The following is a 21,094-nucleotide window of genomic DNA, read 5'->3' on the forward strand; positions in this document are numbered from 1 at the left end:
GCCCCGTCGGGCCCCACACCATGAACGCATATCGTCTCTATCTTTCGCCGGGCGCCTGCTCGCTTGCCGCTCACATCGCGCTGGAGGAAACCGGCGCGCCGTTCGACGTCGAGATCGTCTCGGTGCAGAAGCAGCAGAACCTCGCGGCACCCTATCTGGCGATCAACGCGAAGGCGCGCGTGCCCGTGCTCGCGATTCCTGGCGAGCCGCGCGTGCTGACCGAAACGCCGGCGATCCTCACGTATCTCGCGCGCCGCTATCCGGATGCGCAATTGCTGCCGCTCGGCGATCCGCTGCGTGAGGCACGATGCCACGAATGGCTCGCCTGGCTGGTCGGCTGGGTGCACGGCGTCGGCTACGGCGCATTGTGGCGGCCGGGCCGCTTCGTCGGCGATCCGGCACTGCACGGTGCGGTCAGCGCACATGGGCGCGGCACGATCGAGGCCGCGAATGCTTCGATCGAAGCCGCGCTCGCCGATGGCCGCACGTGGGCCGAACCGGGTGCGCATTCGATCGTCGATCCGTTCCTGTTCGTGCTGTATCGCTGGGGCGTCGCGATCGGACTCGACATGACGCAGCATGCGGCGTGGACAGCGCACGCGCAGCGCGAGGCCGAGCGGCCGGCCGCGCGGCGCGCGCTGGCGCGCGAGGCGGCCTGACGGATGCGCGGGCGTCGTGGTGTGTGCCGCGCCGCCCGCGTGTGACGAGCCGCTGCTATTTCACGGAGAACAGCGGATAGGTCGCGCCGGCGACCAGCGCGGCCGCGAGCCACACCACGCTCCATGAACTGACGGCGAGCAGCGGCGGAATCGCGAGCGGTGTCGCGAACAGTCCGAGGTAGACGATCGTGTTGGCCATCCCGAGCGCGGTGCCTGCGTGGTTCGCGCCCGCGAGCGTTGCGAGCTCCGTGTACGCGACGCCGTGCCACGCCGATACGCAGATGCCGGCGAACACGAGAATCGCGACGATCGCCGCGAGCGGCACGTGCGCGCCGCCGGCCGTCGCGGCCGCGAGCAGCGTGAACGACCCGGCCGCGACGAGCACCGAGCCGCGCAGATACGCGCGCCGGTTGCCGTGCCGGTCGGTATGACGGCCGCTCCACACGCGCATCACCATCGCGCCGAGCTGCAGCACGACCATCGCCGCGCTGATGCCGGCGAGGCCGAGCCGGCCGAAGTCGTGCAGGAATACCGTCGAGAACGTGAGCACCGCGAACTGCGGCGCGCACAGCAGGCCGATGCCGAGCACGATGCGCCACACGGTGCCGCTCGCGAGCGGGTTGCGCGTGTGCTGCGCGTCCGGTTGCCGCGCGACGGGGCGATGCGTGGCGAGGTGCGCCACGGCCGGCTCGGCGGGCGGCTCGTGCAGCCAGCGCCAGGTGAGCGCGGCCGAACCGGCGCACAGCAGCATCAGCGCACCGAACACCGCGGCGAAGCCGAGATGCGACGCGAGCGACGGCAGCAGCGCCGCACCGACGCCGCCGCCGAGCGGCACGGCCGTCTGGCGGATGCTCATCGCGAGCCCGCGTTCGCGCTCGCCGAACCAGCGCATCACCGCGCGTCCGCTCGACCCGTTCACGCTGCCGCCGAGCAGGCCGACGCAGCACATCGCCGCGACGACACGCGCAAGCGGCGGCACCGCGTGCGCGCTCGGGACGATCGTGCACACCATCAGCGCGAGCATCGCGGCCGTCGCGACGAGCCCGGTCAGCAGCACGCGGCGATCGCCGAAGCGGTCGGCGGCCATCCCCCACGGCAGCTCGGACAGCGCGACGCCGAAGCCGAGCGCGCCGAGCACGAGGCCGAGCGCGCCGTTATCGAGGTGGTAGGCCGAGCGCATCCAGACAGCCGTGGTCGGAATGCCGGCCGCGGCGGCCGAAAAGCTCATGTTCGCGGCGACGCCGGCCGCCAGCACGCGCCAGCGATGGGCAGGGCCGCGCACGTCGCGCTCGGGTGAGGAGGGGGAAGCGATGCACGAGGTATCCATGACGGCAGGCCCGGTTGGAAATTGACATCCACAGTCTGGCGGCCTACATTCATCCTGAAAATCGGAAAGTTCTTGATGAATCGTTCGATAAAACAGGATGGTTGATATGCCCGGACATGACATTCCGCGTGGCGACGGCGAATCGCTCGCGCTGGCCGATGCCGCGCTGGCCCGGCCCAACTTCGACGTGGCGGCGCTGCGCAGCCTCGTCGCGGGCGTGGATCTCGGCAGTTTTGCGAAGGCGGCCGACCGCGTCGCACGCTCGTCGTCGGCGGTGAGCGCGCAGATCCGCAAGCTCGAGGAGCAGGCCGGCACGCCATTGTTCGTGAAAGCCGGGCGCGGGCTCGCATTGACCGATGCCGGCGACGCGATGCTGCGCTATGCGCGGCGGATGATCGAACTGAACGACGAGGCGGCTGCGGCCGTGCGCGGCGTGAATCTCGACGGCTGGGTACGTGTCGGGCTGCAGGAGGATTTCGGCGAGGCGATTCTGCCCGACGTGCTCGGGCGGTTCGCGCGCGCGCATCCGAAGGTGAGGATCGAGGCGCGCGTGGCGCGCAATGCCGACCTGCTCGATCGGCTCGACGCGAACCAGCTCGACCTTGCGCTGGTATGGGGCGATCCGGTGTCGGCCGCGCTGCTGTCGCGGCCGGGTATCGACAGCGAAGTGATCGCACAGGTGCCGATGCAGTGGATCGGGGCAACGGGGGCGGGCGGGTTCGGCATGCCGGGTGGGGCCGACGAGGGTGCGGAGGGCGGGGCGGCCGCCGCGCACGCCGCGGCGGGTGGCCGTGCGGCGGGCGAGGCGCTGCCGCTCGTCGTGTTCGACCGGCCGTGCCGGTTCTTCGGCGCCGCGACCGATGCGCTCGATCGCGCGGGCGTGCCGTGGCGCATCGCGTTCACGACGCCGAGTCTCGCCGGGTTGTGGGCCGCGGCGGCGGCCGGCCTCGGGCTGACGGTGCGTTCGCACTACGGGCTGCCCGCGTCGGTGCGCGTGCTCGATGCGGCTTCGCTCGGATTGCCGGTGCTGCCGAGCCTGCCGCTGATCCTGCTGCGGCGCGCGTCGTCGGCGACGCCGACCGTCGACCGGCTCGCGCGGATCGTGACGCAGGCGGTGCGAGAGGCGACGGAGGGGGAAGTGGCGTTGGCGGCATGATGGCACCTTCCGTTGCCGTCGCGGGCCGCGATCCATTCGTCCCTCTGCCGATCGGCCGAATGGATCGATCGAGCGAACCTGACTACAGTGATGGTCACCTGATACGGAGGTCATCATGCACAAAACGAACGTTCCCGGTGCCGGCGCCATCGAGCCGTCGCAACGGGCGGATGTGTCGATCCGCAATGGCGGGGAATCCGTCGATCAGCGCGCGCCTGCTTCGCTACCCATTCGATTCGGAGTCCTACAGGGACAAGTCCGAATCGCAGACGACTTCGATGCGCCGCTGCCTGATTACCTGCTGGATGCATTCGAAGGGCGGTGATGCGGCTGTTGCTCGATACGCACATCTTCTTGTGGATCGTGACCAACGATCCTAGGCTCAGCACACGGGCGCGCAGGCTGATCTCGGCTGCCGACGAGCGTTTCGTCAGCAGCGCGAGTATCTGGGAGGCCGCCATCAAGGCCGGCCTGGGGAAGCTCGATATCGACGTGGGCAAGCTGATCCGGGCAATCGGAGCAAGCGGGATTCGCGAGCTGCCGGTTCGGGCCGTGCATGGGGCTGCGGTGCGTGATTTGCCTCACCACCATCGCGATCCGTTCGATCGACTGCTGGTCGCGCAGGCCCGGCTCGAGCCGCTTCAGCTCATGACGGCCGATACCCTTCTTGCACGGTACGGCCGCTCTCTCGTTCTGACAGTCTGAAGCAATTTGTCGGCACGAAATCCATCGGTCGCCCGCGCGTCATGGGGTGTCGCGGGTTACGCCACGGCGACGTCCGGCTCGATTTCGTCGAGCGCCGCACAGATCGTTGCCAGCCGCTCCCGCAACCCTTCGCTCGCCGGCACGAACGGTAGCCGCAACCCGTCCTCGCACCACCCTTGCGCGGCGAGCACGGCCTTCACCGGCGCCGGGTTCGGCTCCGCGAACAGCGCCGCGACGAGCGGTTGCAGTGCGACCGACAGGCGCCGCGCGTCGGCGAGCCGTCCGTCGCGCAGCAGCGCATGGATGCGCACATGCCATTCGGGCAGCACGTGCGCGCTGCTCGCGATCGCGCCGTGCGCACCGGAGCACATCGCCGCGAAGTTCTGGTTGTCGTCGCCGGACAGGATCGCGAGCGGCGTGTCGTGCACGAGCCGGCTCATCCGGTCGAGCGTGCCGCCGCATTCCTTGATGCCGGCGACGCGCGAGTCGCGCGCGAGCGCCTGCAGCGTGTCCAGTTCGACGTTCACGCCCGTGCGGTACGGGATGTTGTAGACGAGCACTGGCAGGTCGGCCGCCTCGACGATCGCCTCGACATGGCGGCGGATACCGTCCTGCGTCGGCCGCACGTACACGGGCGGCGTGACGAGCAGCCCGTCCGGCCGCGATGCCGCGAGTTCGCGCGCACGCGCGGCCGCGAAATGCGTCGCGCTCGCGGTCAGCCCGACGACGATCGGCAGCTCGGGCGTTGCGTCGCGCAGCGTCGCGAACACCGCATCCTGTTCGCGTGCATCGAGCAGTACGCCTTCACCGGTCGTCGCGCCCGCGACGAAGCCCGCGATGCCCGCGCCCGCATAGTGACGCGCAAGCCGTGCGAGCGCCGCATGGTCGACTTCGCCGTGGTGGAACGGCGTAATGATCGGCAGCCAGATACCTTCGAAACGTGTGTTCATGCAAAGCCTCATGGTGGAAACGGAGTGGGAAGGAACCGTTCCGCCGGCGGAGGGCCGGAGCGAGGCATGCGTGCAAGGAGAATGAAACGACCTGCGGGCATCCCGTCCGGCATTCGCCTGACGGGACGCGACGTCCCCGTCAGTCGAGGAGTCGTTTTTTCTGTTTCAGCCCGGCCGCGCGCGTACCTGCCGCGACGGCGGCGAGGATCGGAAGCGAGCGCAGGGTAGCGGACATGGATGAACCGTGAGTGGGCTGAGCGGCGATCTTAACACCGGATCGGCGGCGCGCGCGAGCGTCCGCCGCGGTTTAGCAGGATTCGAGATTTGCTTTCCACGACTGATTGGAAAGCGCGCCGCGCCCGGCCGCTAGAATGCCTGCTTACGTTTCGATGACAGCGCGTACGCGTGCCGTCACGCACATTCACCACCACTGGAAACGGGGCATATCACGATGGCAAGCATCAAGGGGATCGGCCGCTGGCTGCACACGGGCGCGGCGGCGGCGCTGGTCGTGGCGGCGACGGCTGCACACGCGGATACGTCGATCCTGAACGTGTCGTACGACGTGACGCGCGAGCTGTACAAGGACATCAACACGAGCTTCGCCGCTGCGTACAAGCAGAAGACCGGCGAGACCGTCACGATCAAACAGTCGCACGGCGCGTCGAGCGCGCAGGCGCTGTCGGTGCTGCAGGGGCTGCAGGCCGACGTCGTGACGATGAACCAGCCGAACGACATCGACCTGCTCGCCGAGCGCGGCCAACTGCTGTCGAAGGACTGGCGCACACGCTTCGCGGACAACAGCTCGCCGTACTCGACCACGATGGTGTTCCTTGTGCGCAAGGGCAATCCGAAGGCGATCAAGGACTGGAGCGATCTCGCGAAGCCGGGTGTCCAGGTGATCATCGCGAACCCGAAGACGTCGGGTAACGGTCGTTATGCGTATCTCGCCGCGTGGGGTTTCCAGAAGCAGAAGGGCGCGACCGACCAGCAGGCGCTCGACTTCGAGAAGGCGATCTTCCGCAACGTGCCGGTGCTCGACTCGGGCGGCCGCGGTGCGACGACGACGTTCACGCAGCGCGGCATTGGCGACGTGCTCGTCACGTTCGAGAACGAAGTCGCGCTGATGGACACCGGCGCATCGGGCGCACAGTTCGACGCCGTGTATCCGTCGGCGAGCATTCTGGCGGAACCGCCCGTCGCCGTCGTCGACAAGGTCGTCGACAAGAAGGGCACCCGTAAGGTCGCGCAGGCGTATCTCGACTACCTGTACACGCCCGAAGCGCAGGAGATCATCGCGCAACACCACCTGCGCCCGCGCGATGCGAACGTCCTGAAAAAGCATGCGGCCGAGTTCAAGGCGCTGAAGACGTTCAGCGTCGAGCAGGTTTTCGGCAGCTGGGCGAACGCGCAGAAGACCCATTTCGCCGACGGCGGCACGTTCGACCAGGTGATCGTCGACCGGAAGTGACCGCGGCGCGCATCGCGCGCGGGTCCGCATGATGATGACGCAGCCGGCCGCATACGCGGCCGGTTTTTTTTCGGCATCGCGCGGCGGATTGCCGTTGCGCGCCGGCACGCATTCCCGGCCGCCGCCGCGCGTGCTACGCTCATCGCCTTCCTGCAACCGGCGCCGCGCGATGAACGTCGATTCGTCCTCCCCAGCCCCCCGCGGCCGTGGCCGCAAGATCTGGTCGGGCACCCGCCCGGTGATCGCGTACGGGATGCCGCCGCTCGGCTGGCGCGATTTCTACCATCGCGCGCTGACGGTGAGCTGGCCCGTATTCTTCCTGTCGCTCGCGGTGCTGTTCCTGCTGCTCAACGGTGGCTTCGCGACGCTCTACATGCTCGGCAACACGCCGATCGCGAACCAGTCGCCGGCCGGCTTCGGCGGCGCGTTCTTCTTCAGCGTCGAGACGCTCGCGACCGTCGGCTACGGCGACATGCATCCGCAGACCATTTACGCGCACCTCGTCGCGACGTTCGAGATCTTCGTCGGGATGTCGAGCATCGCATTGGCCACGGGGCTCGTGTTCGCGCGCTTTTCGCGGCCGCAGGCGAAGATCCTGTTCGCGCGCAACGCGATCATACGGCCGCTGAACGGCCGGATGACGCTGATGGTGCGCGCCGCGAATGCGCGCCAGAACGTGATTGCCGAGGCGCAGGCGAAGTTGCGGCTGATGCGCGTCGAAGGCACGCACGAGGGTTACTCGCTGCGCAAGATCCATGACCTGGCGCTCGTGCGCAGCGAGCACCCGATCTTCCTGCTCGGCTGGAACCTGATGCACGTGATCGACGAATCGAGCGCGCTGTTCGGCGAGACGCCCGAATCGCTCGCCGCGCGCGACGCATCGTTGCTGATCACGATCGAGGGCTCGGACGAAACGACCGCGCAGGTCATGCAGGCGCGTCACTCATGGGCGCATGGCGAGATCCGCTGGCGTCACCGCTATGTCGACCTGATGCACGACGAAGACGGCATCACGCACATCGACTACACGCATTTTCACGAAGTCGTGCCGATCGACGTCGACACCGACGAGCGCGGCTCGCCGGGCGTGGTGGTCGAAGCGGGCGCGTCGGCGCAGGGGCCGGGCGCACCGTCGTGATCGCGGGGCCCGCCCCGCAAGCGTCACGCGTGCAGCAATCGTGCGGCTTCACGCTGTTCGATCGCAACGGCGCGGCGGAACGCGTCGCGATCCTCGGCGCGTGCGACGTAGTCGCCGAGCACGCCTTCGTGCGGCAGCAAATGTGCGTCGAACGCGATTTTCAACGTACTGGCGAGCAGCAGATCGGCCGCGGTGAACCGGTCGCCGACGAGCCAGGGGTTGTGGGAGAGCGCTTGCGCGAGTGCGCGCTGCACGCGCGTGATGTTGCCCCAGCCGAATGCGACCGGATTGCCCGACGCGCCGGTGAATTTCTCGGCCATCGCCGGTTCGAGGCAGGTCGGCGTGAAGAACATCCACTGGAGGAAACGGCCGCGCAGCGGATCGTCGGGCGCGATGCCGAGCCCGGCGCTCGGGCAGCAGTCGGCGAGGTAGAGCAGCACGGCGCCCGATTCGGCGAACGGCGCGCTGCCGTCGTCGAGCGCGGGCAGCTTGGCCATCGGATTGACCTGCACGAATGCGTCGCTGCCCTGTTCGTGCGAGCGCAGGTCGATCGGCACGAGTTCGTACACCACGCCGATTTCCTCGAGCATCCACAACGCCCGGAATGCCCGGGTCTTCGGCCAGTAGTAGAGCTTCATCGCGCCTCCGCGTTTGGGTGCAGGTGTCGGTCCGGTCGATGCTCAAGCGTACCCGAGCGCAGGAGGTTCGGACAGGGGCGCCCGGCTAGGGGCGCCCGGCCAGGGGCGGTTCGGCTGAGCAGGACCGTTTGAGGCGTTGTATGTCGAGCGTGAGTCGGGCAGAAAATCGGGCAAAACCTGATGGCACAACGAGGTTAAATCATGACTAGTTATATAGAAACTAGTTATGAAATTTCGCAAAAATCCCGGCTGACTGCGGCATCACTACCCCCATGGGCGCCACCGATCCTGCAGCATCCTCGCACATGACCTCGCAGGCATTCGACCACGACCGCCGACGCATCGCGAACACGGAAATCACCGGAGGCAAGTCACGCATGGCAAACGACGATCGCACCACGATCATTCCGCGAAGAACGCCCGAATCGGCGGCCATGGTGGCCGAGGTCAGGCGAGCGATGGCGATCACCGCGCGGCTCAACCGTCTGACGTTCGACGATGCAGCGGAAGTGCGCGCATTGCTCGGCGAACTGATCGGCACGCAGGTGGACGACGGCTTCGTGCTGATCCCGCCGTTTCATGCGACGGGCGGCACCGGCATGAAGCTCGGGCGCAACGTGTTCGTCAACCAGAACTGCACGTTCTACGATCTGGGCGGACTCGAGATCGGCGACGACGTGATGATCGGCCCGAACGTCAGCCTGATCACGTCCGGTCATCCGGTCGAGCCTTCGCGGCGGCGCGACTGCGTCGTCGCGAAGCCGATCGTGATCGAACGGAATGTGTGGATCGGCGCGGGCGCGACGATCATCGGCGGCGTGACGGTCGGCGAGAATTCGGTCGTCGCGGCTGCTGCGGTCGTCACGCGTGACGTTCCGCCGAATACGCTGGTCGGCGGCAATCCTGCGACGGTCATCCGGTCGATTGCGGAATAGCGTCCGCTCGGGAGCACCTGTCGGCGCGACGGGCATCGTCGGACGGATGTGGACAACCGGCCCCGCAGCGACTCGAAACGCTGTGCATTTGAATGGTGAGGGTGCCGCCGAGGCCGTCTGGACAAGCCTTTCCGGCTTTCCCCGGTTACGGTGCGCCGAGGCGTTTGCCGATGTGGACATCGCGATCTCGTCGCGCAACCGGTTGTGGATATCCTCGCCCCGAAGCGACTCGGCGCGCTGTGGATTTCACCGGTGAGGATCGCCGGATGTCGCGCAATACGTGAAGAGGGGTGTGGACAACTCGCCACGAGACGAAGCGAAATGCTGTGAAATTCAACGGTGAGCGTCGCCCCCGATCGCGCGCTGCGCCAGTTCCAGCAAGGCTCGCCGGTCTTTGCCGTGATTCGGGGCGCCGCGCATTCTAACGGAACGCGCGAATGCGTGAGCGAGCCATGCGTGCGTCGCGACGTCGACATCCGGGTCCGGATCCCGATCGAAGGGTCGTGCATTCTAACGGTGAGCGCGAGCACGTGGTCCGAAACGTGCGAATTTCATCGCGCATTCGCGATCTCTCAAGCGACTCGACACGCTGTGGAATTCAATGGTGAGAATGAGCATCCGATTGGCCGGAGGCCCGTCCGGACGCGGCTGTCCGGCCGACGATGTCGTCCGGGACACGTGCCCGATCAGGAGCGCCGTGCGCATTTCAGTGTGGATATCAGGCCGCCGAAACGACTCGTGGCACTGTGTATTTCGACGGTGAGCGTCGGTGGCCGATCGGATGACAAGCCGCTGGGGGCAGGCATTTCCGCCCGCCGGTGCGGGTTGAAACGCGCTTCTAGTTCGATCGGCCGATTCTCTCCGATGTGGATATCCGGTTCCACCGTCCACTCGAAGTCCTGTGTATTTCAACGGTGAGTGCGAAGCGGTAGCCAGGCAGCGTGCATATCCCGGCGTGGATATCCGCGCGACAAACCCACTCCCGACCCTGTGTATTCGAGAGGTGAGGCGCGCAGCGGATCGACGAGATGAGCTGGCCAGGACGTGGATATCCACCGCCAGGACCCACTCGCCGCGCTGTGAATTCCAACGGTGAGCATCGGCGCCCGGGCGAACCGCATGCCGGTTCCGGGTGTGGACATCCCGGCTCCGACGCTACTCGAAACGCTGTGCAATCGAACGGTGAGTACGCGAACCCGGTCGGCAGAGGGGCGCGGCGTTGTGGACATCCGGCGCACCCGACCAATCGGAAGACTGTGCAATTCAACGGTGAGAGTGACCGCCCGAAGTGCCCGAAACCCTTGGCACACGGGGCTTGAGCACCCGCGGCGCGGCCGCGGTGGCGCGATCGACCGCACACCGGTTTCCCCGGCGAGCCACCCGGCCGCCGCGACACCCGCCAACCGGCCCCACGCCACCGCGCGCGAAAACTCTCTCAAATCCCGGCAAAAACCTGCGCAGTTTTTCTCGCTACCGCCCCGACCGAGCAAGAAGAGAAAAAACATTCTCGGCTGCGCACGAAAAAATAGAGCCATTCGCTGCCGCCGGTCACGCGTCGTCCGACGCCCCGCCGCGCAGCCCAGAACAGCACAATCCGGAGACATCCCCCATGACCGCCCGCCTGCCCGTCGACGGCACGCCTGCCCTGTCCGACTACCGACTGACCGACAACCTGACCGCGACGCGCGGCCGGATCTTCCTGACCGGCACGCAGGCGCTGGTCCGCCTGCTGCTGATGCAGCGCGTGGCCGACGCCGAACAGGGGCTCAACACGGCCGGCTTCGTCAGCGGCTATCGCGGCTCGCCGCTCGGCATGGTCGACCAGCAGCTGTGGAAGGCGAAGAAACTGCTCGACACCGGCGGCGTGCGCTTCCTGCCCGCGATCAACGAGGAACTCGGCGGCACGGCCGTACTCGGCACGCAGCGCGTCGAGGCCGATCCCGAGCGCACGGTCGAGGGCGTGTATGCGATGTGGTACGGCAAGGGCCCGGGCGTCGATCGCGCCGGCGATGCGCTGAAGCACGGCAACGCGTACGGTTCGTCGCCGCACGGCGGCGTGCTGGTGGTGGCGGGCGACGATCACGGCTGCGTGTCGTCGTCGATGCCGCACCAGAGCGACTTCGCGATGATCGCGTGGCACATGCCGGTCGTGAACCCGGCGAATATCGCCGACATGCTCGAATTCGGCCTGTACGGCTGGGCGCTGTCGCGCTACTCGGGCGCATGGGTCGGCTTCAAGGCGATCTCGGAAACGGTCGAGTCGGGCTCGACCGTCGACCTCGACGCGCTGCAGACGCAGTGGCCGGCGCCGGAAGGCTTCACGCCGCCGTCGGGCGGCCTGCACAATCGCTGGCCCGATCTGCCGAGCCTGACGATCGAAGCGCGCCTCGCCGCGAAGCTCGATGCGGTGCGCCATTTCGCGCGCACCAACAGCATCGACAAGTGGATCGCGCCGAGCGCGCAGGCGAACGTCGGCATCGTGACCTGCGGCAAGGCGCACCTCGACCTGATGGAAGCGCTGCGCCGTCTCGACCTGACGGTGGCCGATCTCGATGCGGCGGGCGTGCGGATCTACAAGGTCGGCCTGTCGTATCCGCTCGAGATGACGCGCATCGAGACCTTCGTCGACGGCCTCGCCGAAGTGCTCGTGATCGAGGAGAAGGGCCCGGTCATCGAGCAGCAGATCAAGGACTACCTGTACAACCGCACCGAAGGCGCACGCCCGCGCGTGCTCGGCAAGCATGACGCCGCCGGCGCATGCCTGCTGTCCGAACTCGGTGAACTGCGCCCGTCGCGCATCCTGCCGGTGTTCGCCGACTGGCTCGCGCGCCACAAGCCGGCGCTCGACCGCCGCGAACGCGTCGTCGATCTCGTCGCGCCGCAGATCCTGTCGAACGAGGCCGACGCGGTGAAGCGCACGCCGTACTTCTGCTCGGGCTGCCCGCACAACACGTCGACGAAGGTGCCGGAAGGCTCGATCGCGCAGGCCGGCATCGGCTGCCACTTCATGGCGTCGTGGATGGAGCGCGACACGACGGGGCTGATCCAGATGGGCGGCGAGGGCGTCGACTGGGCCGCGCACGCGATGTTCACCAACACGAAGCACGTGTTCCAGAACCTCGGCGACGGCACCTACTTCCACTCGGGCATCCTCGCGATCCGCCAGGCCGTGGCCGCGAAAGCGAACATCACGTACAAGATCCTCTACAACGACGCGGTCGCGATGACGGGCGGCCAGCCGGTCGACGGCAGCATCTCGGTGCCGCAGATCGCGCGGCAGGTCGAGGCGGAAGGCGTGTCGCGCTTCGTCGTCGTGTCCGACGAGCCGGAGAAGTACGACGGCCATCACGGGCTGTTCCCGAAAGGCACGACGTTCCATCACCGCAGCGAACTCGACACGGTGCAGCGCGAGTTGCGCGAGACGCCGGGCGTCACCGTGCTGATCTACGACCAGACCTGCGCGGCCGAGAAGCGCCGCCGCCGCAAGAAAGGCGAATTCCCCGACCCGGACAAGCGCCTGTTCATCAACGATGCGGTGTGCGAAGGCTGCGGCGACTGCGGCGTGCAGTCGAACTGCCTGTCGGTCGAGCCGCTCGAAACACCGCTCGGCCGCAAGCGCCGTATCGACCAGTCGTCGTGCAACAAGGACTATTCGTGCGTGAACGGCTTCTGCCCGAGCTTCGTGACGGTCGAAGGCGCGGCGCTGAAGAAGGCCGCCGGCGCCGCGTTCGACGAAGCGGCGCTCGCCGCGCGCGTCGACGGGCTGCCGGTGCCGGCGACGCATCTCGACGCCGCGCCGTTCGACATGCTCGTGACGGGCGTCGGCGGCACGGGCGTCGTGACGGTCGGCGCGCTGATCAGCATGGCCGCGCACCTCGAAGGCAAGAGCGCATCGGTGCTCGACTTCATGGGCTTCGCGCAGAAGGGCGGCTCGGTGCTGTCGTTCGTGCGGATCGCGTCGAGCGACCGGTGGCTGAACCAGGTGCGCATCGACACCCAGCAGGCCGACGTGCTGCTCGCGTGCGACATGGTCGTCGGCGCGAGCGCGGAAGCGCTGCAGACGGTGCGTCACGAGCGCACGCGGATCGTCGTCAACACGCACCGGATCCCGAACGCGTCGTTCGTGCAGAACCCCGACGCGAACCTGCATGCGGACGCGCTGCTCGAGAAGATGCACCACGCGGCCGGCGACGGCTACCTGTCGAGCTGCGACGCGCAGGCGCTCGCCGCGAAGTTCCTCGGCGATTCGATCGGCGCGAACATCCTGATGCTCGGCTATGCGTGGCAGCTCGGCCTCGTGCCGGTGTCGCTCGCCGCGATGATGCGCGCGATCGAGCTGAACAACGTCGCGGTGCCGATGAACAAGCTCGCGTTCTCGATCGGCCGGATGGCGGCCGGCGACGCGGCGGGCCTCGACGCGTTGTGGAATGCACGCCACGCAGTGGCCACGCACGCCGCGCCGGAGACGCTCGCCGAACTGATCGCCGATCGCGAAGCGCGACTCGACGCCTACGGCGGTGTGCGTTACGTCGAGCGCTACCGTGCGCTCGTGAACGCCGCACGCGCGAAAGGCGACGAAGCGCTGACGCGCGCGGTCGCGACGACGTTCTACCGGCTGCTCGCGGTCAAGGACGAATACGAAGTCGCGCGGCTGTACACGGACGACGCATTCCGCACGGCGCTCGAAGCGCAGTTCGAAGGCGTGCCGGGGCACGCGTACCGCGTGAAGTTCAACCTCGCGCCGCCGACGGTCGCGAAAGCCGGCAGCGACGGCAGCGCGCCGAAAAAGCGTGTGTTCGGCCAGTGGGTGTGGCCGGTGTTCGGCGTGCTGGCGCGCGTGCGCAGCCTGCGCGGCACGTGGCTCGATCCGTTCGGCCGCACCGTCGAGCGCAAGATGGAGCGCGCGCTCGCCGACGACTACGAAACGACGCTCGCGCGTGCGTTCGCCGCGATGACGGCCGGCAATGCGGCGCAGGTCGCGCAACTGGCCGATCTGCACGCGCGGGTGCGCGGCTTCGGTCACGTGAAGGTGCGCAACCTGGCCGGCGTGAAGCGCGCGGAGCGTGAGCTCGCGCTGGCACTCGGCATCGATGCAGCGACCAGCGCGGCGGTGCAGCACGCGCTCGACGAGATGAAGGGCTCGGGCATGCTGAAGGGAATTCCGGTCGTCGTCGCGAAATAACGCGAACGCGAGTGGATATGAAAACGGCGACGCTCGTGCGTCGCCGTTTTTTTACGCGTCTCGGCTGCCGCGCGCCGGCAGCCGCCCGCGCGTCAAAGAATGCCTTTCTTGCGCGTCGACAGCGCGGTTTCCGACAGGTCGATCTCGCGGAGCAGCTTCGTCAGCGTCTCGTCGGAAATCTTGCTGTCGCTGCGCAGCCGGTACAGCGCGGAGCGTTCCGCGCGCACGGCCGCGATCCGCATCTGCAGCTCCATCGTTTCGGCCTGCTTCGCTTCCGCGCGCGGCGTGGGGCCGTCCTCGGCCAGCGCGGAGAGCCGGCGGCGATACTGGTCCATCACGCGCGCGGAGATGTCCGCGCAGCGCGCCGCGCCCGATTCGTCGAGATCGGCCGAGATCGCGTCGTGCGACGAGTCGATCGCGCGGATCGCGGCCTGCGCGGCGGCCGAGCGTGCGACGCGCTCTTCGTCGCCGAGCGGGTTGCGCGTCGAGCGCACGCCGCGCAACAGCAGCGGCAGCCCGATCACCGCGACGATCAGCGAGCCGAGGATCACGGCCGACGCGACGAAGATCGCGGTGTCGCGCCCCGGCAGCGGCGCGCCGTCCGACAGCGCGACGGGAATCGACAGCACGCCGGCGAGCGTGACCGCGCCGCGCACGCCGCCGACCGTCATCACCGCGATCGTGCGCACGCCGGCCATCGTGCCCGCGAGGCCCTGGCGCGCGGCGCGGCGGCTCGCGAACCACCGCAGCAGCCACACCCACGTGAAGCGGATCGCATACAGCGCGAGCATCATCGCGCACACGTTGAAGATCATCCGGCCGACCAGCGCGTCGCTCGTATGGTGCGCGTCGACGAGCGCGCGGCCGATGATGTGCGGCAACTGCAGCCCGAGCATGATGAACACCATGCCGTTGAACACGAACTCGATCATCGCCCACGTGCTTTCGGCGCGTACGCGCGACGCGACGGTGCTTTTGCGCGAGAAGCTCGTGTAATTCATCATCATCCCGGCCGATACGGCCGCGAGTACGCCCGACAGGTCGAGATGCTCGGCGAACAGGTAGGCCGCGAACGGCACGAGCAGCGTCATCACGATGCCGGGCGCCGGGTCGCCTTCCTGCTCGGCGTTCAGGAAGCGCGTCGACAGCGCACTGAACACCCACGACACGATCGCACCCGTCGCGAGCCCGCCGGCGGCGACGATCACGAACGTGACCGACGCGGCGCGCAGCGAAAACACGCCCGTCAGCGCGGCCGCGATCGCGAACTTCAGCGCGACGAGGCCCGACGCGTCGTTCATCAGCGCCTCGCCTTCGAGGATGTGCATCAGTTGCGGCGGGATCCGGCCCTTGCCCGCGATGCCGGACAGCGCGACCGCGTCGGTCGGCGACAGCACGGCCGCGAGCGCGAACGCGATCGGCAGCGGCAACTCGGGAATCAGCCAATGCGCGAAGTAGCCCACTGCGAGTACCGTCATGAACACGAGCCCGAACGCGAGCATCAGGATCGCGCGGCGCTGCAGGTACAGCTCGCGTTTCGGAATCCGCCAGCCGTCCGCGAACAGCAGCGGCGGAATGAACAGCAGCATGAAGATTTCGGGGTCGAACGTGACGTGCAGGTTCAGCTTCGGCCACGCGAGCATCGCGCCGAATGCGATCTGCATCAGCGGCAACGGCAATTGCAAAGGCAGGATGCGCGTGACGGCGCCGGACAGCGCGACGGTCAGCAGCAGGATCAGGACTGTGAAGACGATTTCCATCGATACGGCGAATACGGGGAATGAAACGATCGTACGGAGTGTAGCGTGCCGACGTGACGGCTGCGCTCGAGTGGCCGGTGCGCGCGCACGAAGATGGTGCATCTGGCGTGCGCCACGGTGGTGCGGTGGCCCGGTGCAGCCACATGGCGTACGGGTTGTCGGCACCTTGCACGGAGCTTGCTTGAAGGTGGGCAGCCGCCCGGCATCGACCGGGCAACCGAGGGTCCAACCATGACATTGCACGCACCGTCCGCTGCGCCGGGCGGTACGTGCGAAGGCATCACCAGGAGGAAGGCATGACGATCGTTCAACAGGAGCGTCCGTCCGCCGCGTCGCCGTATCGGTTCGAGCGGGAGATGAGTTCCGGCTTCGAACGTCTGGCCACGCAGCATCACGACCTGACGCTGACGACCGTATTCCAGCCGATATTCAGCCTGTCGCACCAGCGTGCGGTCGGCTACGAGGCGCTGTTGCGCGCGCACGATGCGCTCGACCGCGCGGTGTCGCCGCTCGACGTGTTCGGCGAAGCCGCGCGCCAGGGCGAACTGCTGCAACTCGACCGGCTCGCGCAGGCGCTGCATCTCGAGAACTTCGCACTGCTCGGCGCCGAGCGCGAGTGGCTGTTCCTCAACGTCCATCCGGGCGTGCTGACCGACCCGTTCCAGGCCGCCGCGCTGCTCGCGAACCTGAAGCGGATCGGCATGCCGCCGCGCCGCGTCGTGCTCGAAGTGCTCGAACAGCGCGCGGAAGACGTCGAGCGGCTCGCGGAGGCCGTGCGCGAATTCCGCACGCACGGCTTCCTGATCGCGCTCGACGATTTCGGCGCCGGTCATTCGAACCTCGAACGGATCTGGCAGTTGAACCCGGACATCGTGAAGCTCGACCGGATCATGCTCTCGCACGCGGCGCACCGCACGGGGCTCACCGCGATCCTGCACGGGCTCGTCACGCTGCTGCACGAGGCCGGCAAGCTCGTGCTCGTCGAAGGGATCGAGACCGAGCACGAGGCGCAGATCGCGCTGTCGTGCGAGGCCGATTTCGTGCAGGGCTACTACTTCGGACGCCCGGCGCCGGGGCTGCCCGACAGCGCGACCGCGACGGGCTGCATCGGCGAGCTGACCGAGCGCTTTCGCCAACAGACCGAAGCGCGCGAGCGGCGCGACGCGCAGCGGCTCGCGCCGTACCTGCGCGCGTTCGAGCGGGCGGCCGAGCGTCTCGCGGCCGGCGAGCCGCTCGACGAGGTGTGCTGGAACTTCCTCGCGCTCGACGCGGCCGCGCGCTGCTTCCTGCTCGACGCGCACGGCCGCCAGTCGGGCCGCAACGTCGTGCTGCGCGCCGATCGCGCGCTCGCCGAGGCGCGCTTCTCGCCGCTCGCGGACGCGCAGGGCGCGAACTGGCTGCGCCGGCCGTATTTCCGTTCGGCAATCGCCGAGCCGGGGCGCGTGCAGGTCACGCGGCCGTACCTGTCGATCAACGAGGCGCAGCCGTGCGTGACGCTGTCGGTGGCCGTGCGCGTCGGCGATGCGCAGCGCGTGCTGTGTGGCGATATCGACTGGGTCGACGACGAAGCGGACGCCGCCTAGCGCCGCACGGATCGCATGCAGCCACCGGGGGCGCGGCGGCGCGGCTGACGTACGCGCCGGCCCGCACGCTGGCGCCTGTCGCGCAGCTCGGCTAGGATGCGCGAATTGTCCTGACGATTCGCGGGCCGCCCATGAACCGAAACGCCGCTTCTTCCGTCCTCCTCGAAGTGATCGCCACGACCGTCGGCGATGCGAAGGCCGCCGCCCGCGCGGGCGCCGACCGCCTCGAGCTCGTGACCGCGATCACCGAAGGCGGGCTGACGCCGAGCGTCGGCCTGATCGAGGCCGTCGTGGCCGCCGTGCCGATTCCCGTCAACGTGATCGTGCGCCCGCATAGCCGGTCGTTCGTCTATGACGCCGACGACCTGCGCGTGATCGAGCGCGATGTGCGCGCGGCCGTCGCGGCCGGCGCGAACGGTGTCGTGTTCGGCGCGCTCGACGCGCGCGGCGACGTCGATCTCGGCGCGCTGGCCCGCGTCGCGGCCGCCGCCGACGGCCGTTCGCTCACGTTCCACCGCGCGTTCGACGTCGCGCGCGATCTCAACGCCGCGTTCGACGCATTGCTGCGCGTGCCGGCCGTCACGTCGGTGCTGACGTCGGGCGGCCATCCGTCGGTGCTCGACGCGGTCGCGACGATCACGCGGCTCGTGCGGCAGGCGGCCGGCTCGACCTGCACGGTGCTGGCGGGCTCGGGGCTCACGATCGACGCGGTCGGCGATTTCGTCCGTGCGACCGGCGTGCGCGCAGTGCATTTCGGCTCGGGCGTGCGGCCGCGCGGCGAGGTGCTGGCGCCCGTCGACGAGCAGCGCGTCGAGCGCGTGCGCGCGGCGCTCGACGGCGCGGCGGCGCACGTGTGACGTGCCCCGGGCGGCGGCCGCTGCCGCACGCGCCGGCGCCACGCAACAGAACATGAATCGCGAGAGAGGGCCACATGACCGACGCAACACACGACGAGCAGGACGGCGCGGACGATGACGCCGCGCCCGGCTGGGACGCGATCGACGGCGCACTCGCCCGCCTCTATCCGGGCCAGGAGCCGAAGCACTACGGCACGCTGGTCAAGTGGCGGCTCGGCGGTCCCGATCCGCTCGACGGGATCAGCGTGTGGAAGCGCGCGGAGCCCGTCTCGCACTGGCATTTCGTTACGTACGGGTTGAGCGAGCTGTATGCGAAGGAGTCCGACGATCCGGCCGTCAGCGGATTCGGGTTCGAGCTGACGATGCGCGTCGCGTGCGCGGCCGGCGATGCAGAGCCGCCGCGCTGGGTGTTCAGCTTCCTGCAGAATCTCGCGCGCTACGTGTTCCAGAGCGGCAACGCATTCGACGACGGTCACTGGATGACGGCCAACGGCCCGATCGCGCTCGATACCGGCACGGCGCTCTGCTCGATGGGGTTCGTGTTCGATCCGGAACTGCCGGCGATCGACACGCCGTATGGCCGCCTCGCGTTCCTGCAGGTGGTCGGGCTGACGCTTGACGAAGAGCGTGCCGCGAAGCGCTGGCGCACGCGCGCGCTGCTCGACACGCTGGCGCCGCACATGCCGCTCTGGGTGACCGATCTGGGTCGCGCGTCGCTGCTCGAGCGCGCGGACGTGCGCGAGCAGGTCGACGCTGGCACGCAGCGCGACGGCTCGGCGAGCGGCTACCTGTTCACCGACGTGCTCGGATGGGACACGCGCAAGCGGCTGCTGCGCGCGCCCGTGATCGAGATCACCGTCGGCGCGCGGCAGGTCGAGGAACTCGTCGTGTTGCTGCCGTTGCGGCTGCCGTTCGACCGCCCGTTCCGCCTGGTCGGTCACGATGGCGCGGTGCGGTTCGTGCACGGCGACGCGAACGGCGTGACCGACGAAGACGGCACGCTGACGCTGCGCCTGACCGACGCGACGGTGCAGGCGCTGGCGCGCACGCTGAAGCCGCGCGCCGGCGAGTATGCGATCGACGGGCTCGACGGCGTGCGCTGGCGGGTCGAGAAGACGGTGATCCGCGACGCGAAGGGCAACCCGGTGCAGACGATCGGCTGAGCCGCGGCCGCGCCGTCGCGGGCGCGGCAGCGTCACGTATTCCGCACGAACCAGGTCCGCTTGGCGGTGCCGAGCAGCGCGCGATAGACGACCCACGACGCGACGAAGGTCGCCGGCGCCGACAGCGACGCGGCGAACCCGGTCGCCTGGTTCAGTGCGAGCCCCGCGAACGCGCCCGCGAACCACGCGGTCAGCCCGCCGGGATTGAACACCGGCACATGTGCGTCGCGGCATTCGACATCGTCGCCGACGAGCTGCCCGTAGCGCGCGGACAGAATGTGCGCGAGCGCGACACCGACCCACGCGACGACGAAGATGCCCTGGTACGCGAGCGCCTGCAGGATCCGCGAGAAGATGTCGGCCATCATCAGCGCATAGACGACCGCGCCGACCACGAGCGCCCACACGAACTTCGGCGCGCGCAGCCCGGCGACCTTCTGGAAGAACGCCTGCATGTTGACGGTCGCGAGGTAGTAGTTCGCGGTGTTGATGCGCGACTGCGTGACCCACACGAACAGCAGCCCCCACACGCCCATCAGCTTCAGCAGCGCGAGCACGACCGACACTTCCGACAGCGTGCCGAGCCCGGGAATCGTGCTGACGAGATAGATGCCGGCAGCGCCGTTGACGAGGAACGTGACGAGATAGAACGGCATCCCGAAGTTGAAGCGGCCGTGATAGCGGGCGTCCTCCTTGCGGCCGAAGCGCGCGTAGTCGAACGTGAACATCATCAGCACCCACACGCCCATGTAGTAGACGAAGCACTGCCACCAGCCGCCGGCCGGTGCGCCGCCCGCCGGCCCGAAATCGAGCCATGCGGCGTGATAGCCGTACTCGGCCGTCGCGAGCCCGACCGCCGCGAGCAGCCCGAGCAGGTAGAACGGCAGCAGCACGCCGTTGAACTTGTCGAGCCAGTGCTGCACGCTGCCGAACACGAGCGGCACGCTGTAGCAGACGACGATCAGCGCGGCCCACTTGTAGTCGAGCGACGGAAACTGGTGATGCGCGGCGACCGCGATCACCGAGCCCTCGAACACCGCGTAGTAGATCGCCGTCGCGAAGAAGATCAGCGTCGCGAGCGCGGCCCCCGCGCTGCCGAACAGCACGCGCGAGAACAGTGCGACCGACAGGCCGGTGCGCATCGCATAGCGGCTGATGATCGAATTGACGACGCCGTACGACACCACCGACAGCGCCATGCCGATCAGCGCGTTGCGTGCGCCGTAGGTGAGCGCGAGCGTCGCGCCGACGACGATGTAGAACACCGCGCTGCACACGGCCCACCACGCCATCGTCAGCGAGAAGGGCGGCATGCGCGCGTGATCGGGAATGGCGAGCGTCGACAGGTCGAGATCCTCGTCGGTGCGGGCCTGAGCCAGGTTGGCCATGAGCGTGCTCCTCGATGAGCAAAACAGCGGACGACGTCTGGGCCGCGGCAGGTGCGATCCGCGGGGTTGCCCCGACGTCGGGCGGGCAACCGGTCCGGCAGAAACGGCGCGCGAGCGTCCCCGCCGCGCCGCGCGCGGCCGCACGGGCGGGAAACGAAAGCGAAGGATGAAAGCGGCGGGCG

At 68.5% G+C, this 21,094-nt stretch carries 16 protein-coding genes; 11 read left to right on the forward strand and 5 right to left on the reverse strand.

The genetic code is table 11. The features are described 5' to 3' along the window. The first annotated feature begins 20 nt into the window (after positions 1 to 20). Positions 21 to 659, forward strand: a complete 639-nt coding sequence (locus tag U5809_RS28865) for a glutathione S-transferase family protein (protein ID WP_322089015.1) — start codon at positions 21 to 23, stop codon at positions 657 to 659. A 55-nt stretch (positions 660 to 714) separates the two neighbouring features. Here the strand turns inward: U5809_RS28865 and U5809_RS28870 are convergent, their stop codons facing one another. Continuing rightward, positions 715 to 1,986, reverse strand: a complete 1,272-nt coding sequence (locus tag U5809_RS28870; protein ID WP_322089016.1) for an MFS transporter — start codon at positions 1,984 to 1,986, stop codon at positions 715 to 717. A gap of 106 nt (positions 1,987 to 2,092) precedes the next feature. On the opposite strand from U5809_RS28870, the gene U5809_RS28875 reads away from it, so the two are divergent. From U5809_RS28875 to U5809_RS28885, 3 genes are all read left to right on the forward strand, one after another. Beyond that, positions 2,093 to 3,142, forward strand: coding sequence for a LysR substrate-binding domain-containing protein (locus tag U5809_RS28875; protein ID WP_322089017.1), 1,050 nt, complete (start codon positions 2,093 to 2,095; stop codon positions 3,140 to 3,142). A 115-nt stretch (positions 3,143 to 3,257) separates the two neighbouring features. Then, entirely contained in the window at positions 3,258 to 3,467 is a 210-nt protein-coding gene (locus U5809_RS28880; RefSeq protein WP_322089018.1) for a hypothetical protein, read from the forward strand. Further along, entirely contained in the window at positions 3,467 to 3,847 is a 381-nt protein-coding gene (locus U5809_RS28885; RefSeq protein ID WP_322089019.1) for a type II toxin-antitoxin system VapC family toxin, read from the forward strand. The genes U5809_RS28880 and U5809_RS28885 overlap by 1 nt, the downstream gene beginning before the upstream one ends. Before the next feature lie 56 nt (positions 3,848 to 3,903). Here the strand turns inward: U5809_RS28885 and dapA are convergent, their stop codons facing one another. After that, complete coding sequence (gene dapA / locus U5809_RS28890; protein ID WP_322089020.1) at positions 3,904 to 4,797, reverse strand: 4-hydroxy-tetrahydrodipicolinate synthase; 894 nt, start codon at positions 4,795 to 4,797, stop codon at positions 3,904 to 3,906. Between the two features lie 451 nt (positions 4,798 to 5,248). On the opposite strand from dapA, the gene U5809_RS28895 reads away from it, so the two are divergent. Further along, positions 5,249 to 6,268 carry a sulfate ABC transporter substrate-binding protein gene (locus U5809_RS28895; RefSeq protein ID WP_322089021.1) on the forward strand — a complete coding sequence of 340 codons (1,020 nt, stop codon included), beginning with the start codon at positions 5,249 to 5,251 and terminating at the stop codon, positions 6,266 to 6,268. A 169-nt stretch (positions 6,269 to 6,437) separates the two neighbouring features. After that, positions 6,438 to 7,406: an ion channel gene (locus U5809_RS28900; RefSeq protein ID WP_322089022.1), complete on the forward strand. Its 969-nt coding sequence runs from the start codon at positions 6,438 to 6,440 to the stop codon at positions 7,404 to 7,406. A gap of 23 nt (positions 7,407 to 7,429) precedes the next feature. Here U5809_RS28900 and U5809_RS28905 read toward each other — a convergent pair whose 3' ends face one another. Beyond that, positions 7,430 to 8,044: a glutathione S-transferase family protein gene (locus U5809_RS28905; RefSeq protein WP_322089023.1), complete on the reverse strand. Its 615-nt coding sequence runs from the start codon at positions 8,042 to 8,044 to the stop codon at positions 7,430 to 7,432. A 377-nt stretch (positions 8,045 to 8,421) separates the two neighbouring features. On the opposite strand from U5809_RS28905, the gene U5809_RS28910 reads away from it, so the two are divergent. After that, complete coding sequence (locus tag U5809_RS28910) at positions 8,422 to 8,979, forward strand: DapH/DapD/GlmU-related protein (protein WP_322089024.1); 558 nt, start codon at positions 8,422 to 8,424, stop codon at positions 8,977 to 8,979. Between the two features lie 1,609 nt (positions 8,980 to 10,588). Continuing rightward, positions 10,589 to 14,161 (forward strand): indolepyruvate ferredoxin oxidoreductase family protein, encoded by a 3,573-nt coding sequence (locus U5809_RS28915; protein WP_322089025.1) that lies wholly within the window; start codon positions 10,589 to 10,591, stop codon positions 14,159 to 14,161. A gap of 92 nt (positions 14,162 to 14,253) precedes the next feature. Here the strand turns inward: U5809_RS28915 and U5809_RS28920 are convergent, their stop codons facing one another. Continuing rightward, positions 14,254 to 15,921 carry a Na+/H+ antiporter gene (locus U5809_RS28920; protein WP_322089026.1) on the reverse strand — a complete coding sequence of 556 codons (1,668 nt, stop codon included), beginning with the start codon at positions 15,919 to 15,921 and terminating at the stop codon, positions 14,254 to 14,256. A 296-nt stretch (positions 15,922 to 16,217) separates the two neighbouring features. Between U5809_RS28920 and U5809_RS28925 the strand changes: the two genes are divergently transcribed. The 3 genes from U5809_RS28925 to U5809_RS28935 all read left to right on the forward strand — a co-directional run bounded on the left by U5809_RS28925 (position 16,218) and on the right by U5809_RS28935 (position 19,524). Then, positions 16,218 to 17,504, forward strand: a complete 1,287-nt coding sequence (locus U5809_RS28925) for an EAL domain-containing protein (RefSeq protein WP_282506088.1) — start codon at positions 16,218 to 16,220, stop codon at positions 17,502 to 17,504. Between the two features lie 131 nt (positions 17,505 to 17,635). Continuing rightward, positions 17,636 to 18,361 carry a copper homeostasis protein CutC gene (locus U5809_RS28930; RefSeq protein ID WP_176049527.1) on the forward strand — a complete coding sequence of 242 codons (726 nt, stop codon included), beginning with the start codon at positions 17,636 to 17,638 and terminating at the stop codon, positions 18,359 to 18,361. Between the two features lie 74 nt (positions 18,362 to 18,435). Further along, positions 18,436 to 19,524: a suppressor of fused domain protein gene (locus U5809_RS28935; protein WP_322089027.1), complete on the forward strand. Its 1,089-nt coding sequence runs from the start codon at positions 18,436 to 18,438 to the stop codon at positions 19,522 to 19,524. A 32-nt stretch (positions 19,525 to 19,556) separates the two neighbouring features. On the opposite strand, the gene U5809_RS28940 is transcribed toward U5809_RS28935, so the two are convergent. Beyond that, a complete protein-coding gene (locus tag U5809_RS28940; RefSeq protein ID WP_322089028.1) occupies positions 19,557 to 20,912 on the reverse strand; it encodes an allantoin permease in 1,356 nt (451 codons plus the stop codon). Positions 20,913 to 21,094: the final 182 nt, after the last annotated feature.

It is taken from the genome of Burkholderia sp. BCC1999 (genome assembly GCF_905339975.1).
In the GTDB taxonomy this organism is placed as follows: Bacteria; Pseudomonadota; Gammaproteobacteria; order Burkholderiales; family Burkholderiaceae; genus Burkholderia.

What these genes read in the sequence shown, in the direction of transcription:
- U5809_RS28915 (WP_322089025.1), top strand. Translation starts at nt 10,589, where the DNA reads ATGACCGCCCGCCTGCCCGTCGACGGCACGCCTGCCCTGTCCGACTAC.
- U5809_RS28870 (WP_322089016.1), bottom strand. Translation starts at nt 1,986, where the DNA reads ATGGATACCTCGTGCATCGCTTCCCCCTCCTCACCCGAGCGCGACGTG.
- dapA (WP_322089020.1), bottom strand. Translation starts at nt 4,797, where the DNA reads ATGAACACACGTTTCGAAGGTATCTGGCTGCCGATCATTACGCCGTTC.
- U5809_RS28940 (WP_322089028.1), bottom strand. Translation starts at nt 20,912, where the DNA reads ATGGCCAACCTGGCTCAGGCCCGCACCGACGAGGATCTCGACCTGTCG.
- U5809_RS28920 (WP_322089026.1), bottom strand. Translation starts at nt 15,921, where the DNA reads ATGGAAATCGTCTTCACAGTCCTGATCCTGCTGCTGACCGTCGCGCTG.
- U5809_RS28895 (WP_322089021.1), top strand. Translation starts at nt 5,249, where the DNA reads ATGGCAAGCATCAAGGGGATCGGCCGCTGGCTGCACACGGGCGCGGCG.
- U5809_RS28910 (WP_322089024.1), top strand. Translation starts at nt 8,422, where the DNA reads ATGGCAAACGACGATCGCACCACGATCATTCCGCGAAGAACGCCCGAA.
- U5809_RS28865 (WP_322089015.1), top strand. Translation starts at nt 21, where the DNA reads ATGAACGCATATCGTCTCTATCTTTCGCCGGGCGCCTGCTCGCTTGCC.
- U5809_RS28930 (WP_176049527.1), top strand. Translation starts at nt 17,636, where the DNA reads ATGAACCGAAACGCCGCTTCTTCCGTCCTCCTCGAAGTGATCGCCACG.
- U5809_RS28900 (WP_322089022.1), top strand. Translation starts at nt 6,438, where the DNA reads ATGAACGTCGATTCGTCCTCCCCAGCCCCCCGCGGCCGTGGCCGCAAG.
- U5809_RS28880 (WP_322089018.1), top strand. Translation starts at nt 3,258, where the DNA reads ATGCACAAAACGAACGTTCCCGGTGCCGGCGCCATCGAGCCGTCGCAA.
- U5809_RS28885 (WP_322089019.1), top strand. Translation starts at nt 3,467, where the DNA reads ATGCGGCTGTTGCTCGATACGCACATCTTCTTGTGGATCGTGACCAAC.
- U5809_RS28925 (WP_282506088.1), top strand. Translation starts at nt 16,218, where the DNA reads ATGACGATCGTTCAACAGGAGCGTCCGTCCGCCGCGTCGCCGTATCGG.
- U5809_RS28905 (WP_322089023.1), bottom strand. Translation starts at nt 8,044, where the DNA reads ATGAAGCTCTACTACTGGCCGAAGACCCGGGCATTCCGGGCGTTGTGG.
- U5809_RS28935 (WP_322089027.1), top strand. Translation starts at nt 18,436, where the DNA reads ATGACCGACGCAACACACGACGAGCAGGACGGCGCGGACGATGACGCC.
- U5809_RS28875 (WP_322089017.1), top strand. Translation starts at nt 2,093, where the DNA reads ATGCCCGGACATGACATTCCGCGTGGCGACGGCGAATCGCTCGCGCTG.